Annotated in this window: 2 protein-coding genes and 5 pseudogenes; all 7 read left to right on the forward strand. The window is 46.3% G+C overall.

The genetic code is table 11. The features are described from left to right. Positions 1-294: 294 nt before the first annotated feature. The 7 genes and pseudogenes from JCM2765_RS15365 to JCM2765_RS15385 all read left to right on the forward strand — a co-directional run bounded on the left by JCM2765_RS15365 (position 295) and on the right by JCM2765_RS15385 (position 7,951). Positions 295-1,778: pseudogene (locus JCM2765_RS15365) on the forward strand (ABC transporter substrate-binding protein/permease). Then, positions 1,768-2,514 carry an amino acid ABC transporter ATP-binding protein gene (locus JCM2765_RS15370; RefSeq protein WP_054737453.1) on the forward strand — a complete coding sequence of 249 codons (747 nt, stop codon included), beginning with the start codon at positions 1,768-1,770 and terminating at the stop codon, positions 2,512-2,514. Before JCM2765_RS15365 ends, JCM2765_RS15370 begins: the two are co-directional and overlap by 11 nt. A 280-nt stretch (positions 2,515-2,794) precedes the next feature. Then, positions 2,795-4,584 (forward strand): annotated as a pseudogene (gene uvrC, locus JCM2765_RS15375) (excinuclease ABC subunit UvrC). Between the two features lie 156 nt (positions 4,585-4,740). Beyond that, positions 4,741-5,094 (forward strand): annotated as a pseudogene (gene obgE / locus JCM2765_RS18855) (GTPase ObgE); the annotation flags it as partial. Between the two features lie 39 nt (positions 5,095-5,133). Further along, positions 5,134-5,331 carry a GTPase gene (locus JCM2765_RS18860; protein WP_263849481.1) on the forward strand — a complete coding sequence of 66 codons (198 nt, stop codon included), beginning with the start codon at positions 5,134-5,136 and terminating at the stop codon, positions 5,329-5,331. Between the two features lie 440 nt (positions 5,332-5,771). Beyond that, positions 5,772-5,987, forward strand: a pseudogene (cgtA, locus tag JCM2765_RS19330) (Obg family GTPase CgtA); the annotation flags it as partial. A gap of 47 nt (positions 5,988-6,034) precedes the next feature. Next, positions 6,035-7,951: pseudogene (locus tag JCM2765_RS15385) on the forward strand (acyltransferase family protein). Positions 7,952-8,017 lie beyond the last annotated feature (66 nt).

Consider the following 8,017-nt stretch of genomic DNA (forward strand, 5'->3'; position numbering starts at 1 on the left):
CCTCCCGTGGCATCCTTCCACTATCCAAAACCAGAATCATTTCACAAACTAAATATGCTTACGCTGGACACAAACGACAGTAGGAAATTCCAAAGGTGCAGTTTTTCTTATTGGTTAATTGGATCAACCAGGTATCTTTTTTTAAATAATGTGTAAATGTATATTTCTGTGCATAAAACGCCTAAATTGGTCTACTTTATGTATAAAATAAGCCGATTTATATGATAAGTTGCATAAACAATGAAAATGGTGTAAGGTAATGGTATTAAATTTTTTAGAGAGGGAGTTTCGTAGATGAAAGTCCAGGGGAAAAGGATTCTTCAAGTACTGATAACGATTGGTTTATCGCTATTATTCTTTATGAGCATGAGTACCAGTACAACTCATCAAACCGCGTACGCCGCGGATCAAACACTGCAACATATTAAAAATAAGGGGACGTTGGTCGTAGCCACGTCACCCGATTATCCACCATACGAGTTCTTAGCTGATACAAAGGGTAAGGAACGAATCGTTGGGATGGATATCAAGGTCATGGAAAAAATTTGTAAGGACCTTGGTGTTAAACTGAAGTGGAAGAGTATGTCGTATGACTCACTTTTGGTTGCTATCCAAACTGGGAAAGCCGACGTGGCGATCGGTGGGATCAACCCAACCGCAAAGCGGCGTCAAAGTGTTGATTTCTCCGATATCTACTATAGTGGTGGTCAAGCATTTTTGATCAACAAGACGGATAAGGCGAAGTTTACGAGCCAAAAGCAACTGACCAACAAGAAAATCGGTGCCCAAACGGGGACGCTGCAGTACGAATTGGCTAAGAATAAGATCAAAGGTAGCACGGTTAAAGGGATGGACAAAAACACCGACCTTGTGCTGGCTTTGAAGACCCATAAAATCGATGCGTTAGGAATTGAAAAGCCATCTGCTGAAGCTTACGTGAAGAACGATCCAGATTTGGCCATGATTCCATCAAGTTATCACTTAAACAAAAACGAAATTGGGGCCGCAATTGCCTTTAAGAAGGGCTCAACAACCTTGGAAACGGCCGTCAACAAGAGTATTGCCCAAATCAAGTCTAAGAACCTGACTGAAGGTTATTTAGCTGATGCTGGTAAATACATGAAGGTCAACACTAACGATACATCGATGCCACATTACTGGAAATACTTCGCTAAAGGGATCGAATATACGCTGATTATTTCCGCAGTTTCCGTTGTACTTGGGGTTGCGTTAGGGACGTTACTGGCCTTGATGCGGTTTGCCAAGAGTAAGTTTTTGCACGCCATTGCGATTGCCTACATTGAATTCGTCCGTGGGACACCACTGATGGTTCAAGTGATGTTTGTTTACTTCGGGATCGGGATCATTGTGAACTTACCAGCGTTACTTTCCGGGATCATCGCGGTCTCCTTAAACAGTGGGGCCTACGTTGCCGAAATTATTCGTGGTGGGATCAACTCCGTTTCGAAGGGTCAAACCGAAGCATCAGCTAGTTTAGGGTTAACCAAGACCGATACCATGCGGTACGTGGTCTTGCCACAAGCGTTGAAGAACATCTGGCCAGCATTAGGGAACGAATTTATTTCCCTGATCAAGGAAAGTTCAATTGTCTCAATCATCGGGGTTACCGACTTGATTTACCAATTGAACATTGTGCGGGCGGATACGTACCGTGGCGTTATGCCGGTATTTGTCGCATGATGATTTACTTCGTCATTACCTTTATTCTGACCAGAATCTTAAACTTCTACGAGAGGAAGATGAAACATGCCAAGTAATGCATTGATCGAGGTTAACAAACTCGAAAAAAAATACGGTGACAACGAAGTGCTAAAAGAAATCGATGGCGTTGTTGAACCTGGACAAGTGATTTGTGTGATTGGACCTTCTGGTTCCGGTAAGAGTACCTTTTTGCGTTGCTTAAACCTGTTGGAACAACCAACAGCCGGGCACGTGATGTTTGAGGGTAAGGATACGCAAAGCTTCACCGAAGATGAATTGACGACCATGCGCGAGCGGATGGGAATGGTGTTCCAAAACTTTAACCTGTTCCCAAACATGACCGTGTTGGAAAACCTGAAACTGGCACCGATTCGCGTGAAGCACATGTCGGATGCCGAAGCTGGCGAAAAGGCTTTGAACCTACTAAAGCGGGTTGGCTTAGGTGAAAAGGCCGACGTTTACCCAGCTAGTCTTTCTGGTGGGCAACAACAACGGGTGGCCATTGCGCGTGCTTTGGCGATGGATCCAGAAGTCTTGTTGTTTGACGAACCAACCAGTGCGTTGGATCCTGAAATGGTCGGTGAAGTACTGGCCGTTATGAAGGAACTGGCCGAAGAAGGTATGACGATGGTGGTCGTGACCCACGAAATGGGCTTCGCTCGTGAAGTGGCCGACCAAGTCTGGTTCATGGCTGACGGATATATTCTGGAAAAGAATGAACCGAACGAATTGTTCAATCATCCGCAAAATGAGCGGACACAGGATTTTATTAGTAAGATTATTGGAAATTAGATTGGAACAGGCTTAAACCTCGTGTGGCCAAGTTGGCTGCGGGGGCTTTTTGTTTTTGGGGAGGTAACCGTGTTTTAGGCTACCGTGCCGAATGGTGCTGCGTGAGGCAGAACGCTGCATGTAAGGTGGCTTGGGTAAAAACGCCAGACCCGGGCGCCTTTACCCAAGCACCTTACACTCCGCATTCTAACCGCCTCACTCCGCACACTGTGCTTATCCTTTACCCAAACGTGCATTCGGGTTATAATGATAGGTCGAGAATGACGAAGGAGGGGTCGCTGTGGCATCAGAGTATTTAGAGCATAAATTGGCGTTGTTGCCTGGTATGCCGGGAATTTACATGATGAAGAATATTAACGGCACGATTATTTATGTCGGGAAGGCTAAAAACCTGAAGAACCGGGTGCGGTCGTACTTCAAGAGTAGTCACGAGGGGAAAACGGCTCGCTTGGTGTCTGAAATTGCTGATTTTGAGACCATTGTGACGTCGACGGACAAAGAAGCCTTTTTACTCGAAATTACGCTGATTCAAAAGCACCAACCCCACTACAATATCAAGCTAAAGCAGGGCACTGGATACCCGTACATTAAAATTACCAACGAACGTGATCCACAGATGCTGATTGTTAGTACCGTTCGAAAGGATGGGGCGTACTATTTTGGTCCTTATCCGAACGTGTATGCAGCGGAGGAAACGCTGCATTTTCTGCAAAAAGTTTACCCGTTACGACGGTGTACCGGTTTCCAAAACCGGCCGTGTTTGTATTATCACATGGGTCAGTGTCTAGGCGCATGCTTTAAAGAAGTGCCGGAAGCGACCTACAAGCGTCAAATTGAACACATTAAGTCGTTTTTGAACGGGAACGTGGCGACCGTGAAGCGTCATTTAAATCAACAGATGACTGAAGCGGCCGAAAAATTGGAATTTGAGCGGGCAGCTGAGATTCGTGACCAGATGCACTACATTGAAGTGACCGTTGAAAAGCAGAAGATCATTTCAACCGACCGGACTCCACGTGATATTTTCAACTTTTATCTGGATAAGGGTTGGTTGTCCGTGCAGGTGTTCTTTATTCGCCAAGCGCGGTTGATCAAGCGGGAAAAACGACTGTTTCCAATCGTGAACAGTGACGTGGAAGAAATGACGAGTTTTATTATTCAGTTCTATAACCGAAAGAACAGTGTGTTGCCAAAGGAGATTTTAGTTCCGGATAGTTTACCAAAGGATATTTTAGAGGAGATGCTACCGGTACCGGTGCGCACGCCGCAACGAGGTGAAAAACGTGCTTTGCTAGAAATGGCTGGTAAAAATGCGCGCCTCGTCCTTGAAGAAAAGTTCCGGTTATTGGAACTGGATGAACAAAAGACCACCGGGGCGATGAAGGAGATTACGGATGCATTGGGCATCGCGCCGGGCCATAAAATCGAGGCCTTCGACCACTCTCACATCCAAGGAGCTGACCTGGTCTCTGCCATGGTTGTCTTCGTGGACGGTCAACCGAATAAAAATTTGTACCGAAAATACAACTTAAGACAGTTGATCATGCGGACGAAACGGCTAGTACCCAAGAAGTGATTCGGCGACGCTACACTCGGTTGTTGAAGGAACACGCTCCGTTACCTGACCTAATTCTAATGGATGGTGGCCCAATTCAACTCGAAGCGGCCAAGGACATTCTGGAAAACGAACTAGGACTTAACGTTCCAGTAGCGGCCATGGTTAAAAATGATAAACACCGGACTGCCGATTTGTTGTCAGAGGTTGGGGATACACCGCTACATTTGGATCCCAAGTCACAGGGGTTTTACCTCTTACAACGCATCCAAGATGAAGTGCACCGGTTCGCCATTACGTTCCACCGCAAAGTCCACGCCAAGAATTCGTTGAGTTCGCGGTTAGATGATATTGCCGGTGTGGGGCCAAAAACGCGGAACAAGTTATTACGAGAATTTGGCTCAATGAAGAAGATCGCGGCCGCTTCCACAGAAGAGTTACAGAAACTGGGCATTTCGAAACCAGTGGCCGATACGATTCACTTAACGTTGGCCAAGATGCCTGAAACAAATTAGAATCTGACGAAATCTGAAATAACTGTGGTAATTTCGGCCATTTCATTGGATAATGACAAGGTTAGAGCAACTGAACGAATTCAAGAAGTATGGAGATAAATTATGTTTGTAGATCATGTAACGATAAATGTAAAGGCCGGTAATGGTGGTAACGGAATGGTTGCCTTCCGGCGTGAAAAGTATGAGCAATGGTGGCCCTGCTGGCGGTGACGGTGGTCGCGGCGGTAGTGTTATTTTTCGGGTCAACCAAGGACTGCGGACGTTAATGGATTTTCGGTATAACCAGAAGTTCAAGGCAGAGTCTGGTCAAAAGGGCGGTATCAAAGGAATGACTGGTCGCGGCGCAGAAGACGCATCATTTTAGTTCCTCAAGGGACCACTTTGATTGATGATGAAACCAACATGGTGATTGCGGACCTCGTTGAACCAGATGACGAGATCGTTGCCGCTAACGGTGGCCGTGGTGGTCGTGGTAACGTCCACTTTGCGACGCCTAAAAATCCGGCCCCAGAACTCGCTGAAAATGGCGAACCTGGTGAAGAACGGCGAGTGCGGTTGGAACTTAAGCTATTGGCCGATGTCGGGCTAGTTGGGTTCCCATCTGTTGGTAAGTCAACGTTATTAGCTGCCATTACGAGTGCGAAACCTAAAATTGGCGATTACCATTTTACAACGTTGTCACCTAACCTGGGCATGGTGCGCTTAAACGATGGTCGCGATTTTGCGGTTGCCGATTTACCAGGTTGATTGAGGGTGCTGCTAGTGGGATCGGTCTGGGTATCGAATTCCTACGCCATATTGAGCGGACTCGGGTACTCCTTCACTTGATTGATGTCAGTGGCTTTGAAGAACGCGACCCTTACGAAGACTTCCAAAAGATCAACGATGAACTGAGAAAGTATGATCCAGACCTCTTGTTGCGGCCTCAAATCGTGGTTGCTACTAAGATGGATCTTCCCGACTCAAAGGAAAACTTAGAAATTTTGAAACAAAAACTGGCCGCGGATGACACATTGCCAACCGCACCAATTGTGATGGCCATTTCGAGTGTGACTCACGATGGGTTAACGCCGTTGATTGAAAAGACGGTTGAAGTGCTTGATCAAACGCCAGCCTTCCCAGTTAAGGGTGTGGATGACCTTGAACAGATGTTACCTGAACCAGAATCGACTGAGCCAACTGATCACTTTGATGTGACTCGTGATGAAGATGGTACTTGGGTCTTAAGCGGTGCTAAACTAGAGCGCCTCTTCTTAATGACGAACTTTGATCATGAGGAAAGTACGCTTCGATTTGCCCGTCAGTTACGTGGCATGGGTGTCGATGAAGTTCTGCGTGATCGTGGCGCTCGCAATGGTGATTTAGTTCAAATTGAAGATTTCACCTTTGAATTTGTTGAATAGTAACTGATTCGCTTAACAAGTTTAAAAGTTGAAATGGGGGAGAATTGATGCAACAGCAGGGAAGTAAACGACTGAAAAACAGCCGCTATATTTCTGGATTCGATGGCATTCGGACCATCGCCGTTTTTGGGGTGATCGTTTACCACTTACTACCTTACAGCCTACAGGGTGGTTATCTTGGTGTGCCAATATTCTTTGTGGTTTCGGGATATTTAATTACGGATCTTTTATTACAAGAGTACGAACAAAATGGTCGAATTGACATACCCGCGTTTTACGGGCGCCGAATGAAACGACTTTATCCGGCACTGGTCACGATGGTACTGACAACTGCGGCGTACATTACGCTGTTTCAACGATCATTGTTTGTTAATCTGAAGGCAATTATCGGCACTAACCTGCTTTATGTTTATAACTGGTGGGAAATCGGTCACGGACAGTCGTATTTTGATCGGTTTAACGGTGAATCACCTTTTACCCACCTTTGGTCATTATCGATTGAAGCCAGTTTTATCTTTTTTGGCCGTTACTGTTAGTCCTCTTTTTGTGGGTATTTCGGCAACGCAAAACGATTTTTTACATTGTTTTGGCCACGGCTGGTATCTCGGCAATTTTGATGGGCATCCTGTATGCGGGTCCGGATAACACCAACCGGGTCTATTACGGAACTGATACCCGGATGTTTGCGATTTTGTTAGGCGTTGCATTGGCTTTTATTTGGCCTGCGACGAAGCTGAAGGCCGAATTACCGCAACGAGAACGATACTTGATCAATGGGGTGGGCTTTGTTAGCCTCGCCGTGATCGCGTGGTTATTTGTGACGCTATCTGGTCAAAGTACGATTACGTATCGTGGCGGCATGCTTGTCTTTACACTGTTTTCAGCTTTATTGGTAGCAGCAGTGGCCCATCCCGCAGGCATCTTGAACCGGGTGTTGACCAACCGGTTATTTACCTGGATTGGGAAACGCAGTTACGGGATTTACCTTTATCAATTTCCAATTATGATTTTTTACGAGGCCAAGGTTACCATTTCAGCGCATCCGGTATTAAATGCATTGATTGAGGCGGCTTTGATCTTAATCGTCAGTGACCTGTCATACCGGTACCTTGAACGACCAATGCGCCGGTATAACTATCGTCAGCTACCGACACTATTGCGTGAATTAGTCGCTAAAAATTCAGTGTACGGGCTTCGACGTTGGGTCGCTTTACCGGCTGCGGTCGTTGTGGTCATCGCTTTATTTGGGGCTGCAACCGCACCATCTCGGCAATCAGCAAAGCAAACGGCACTTCAGACGAATATCAAGCGTAATCAAAAAGCGGCTGATAAACGTAATGCAGCGGCATTGAAGAAGCAGAAAGCTGCTGAAAAGCGAGCTGCGGAACAAAAGAAACAAGCACAAGCGTTAGCAAAAATTAAATTAACTAAACGTGAAATTGCGGTTCATAGAGAATATGGGCTGACCAAACGCCAGCTGGTTACAGCGAGAAATCTCTCGATCACAGCGATTGGTGATTCGGTCATGGTCGATGTGTCAAAAGACCTTCAGTCCGTCTTTCCAAACACCTACGTGTCGGCCGCTGTTGGTCGCCAAATTTGGCAAGCGCCAAAGCAGATCCAAGCGCTCCAAGCCAAGGGCGCTCTGGCCGATAACGTGGTCATTAATTTGGGAACGAACAGCCCAATGACGGATGCGCAGATCAACAGTGTCATTCGGATGATTGGCCCGAAACGCAAAATTTTCTGGGTCAACACCCACGTGCCAACGAAACTGGGAGCATCAAGTCAATGCGACAATCTTACGGGCGGCTAAACGCTACCCGAACGTTGAAGTGGTTGACTGGCATGGCCTTAGTCAAGGACACCCAAATTGGTTCTATAAAGATAACGTGCACCCGAACCCAACTGGGAATCGGTACTACACGATGTTACTGGCCAAGCACTTGACGAAAGCGCAGTGAGTAGGCAAATGATAATTTAAAACACACCTCGTATCGATTGGATGCGAGGTGTGTTTTTGTGCTGTC

Source organism: Secundilactobacillus similis DSM 23365 = JCM 2765 (assembly GCF_001311075.1).
Lineage (GTDB): Bacteria > Bacillota > Bacilli > Lactobacillales > Lactobacillaceae > Secundilactobacillus > Secundilactobacillus similis.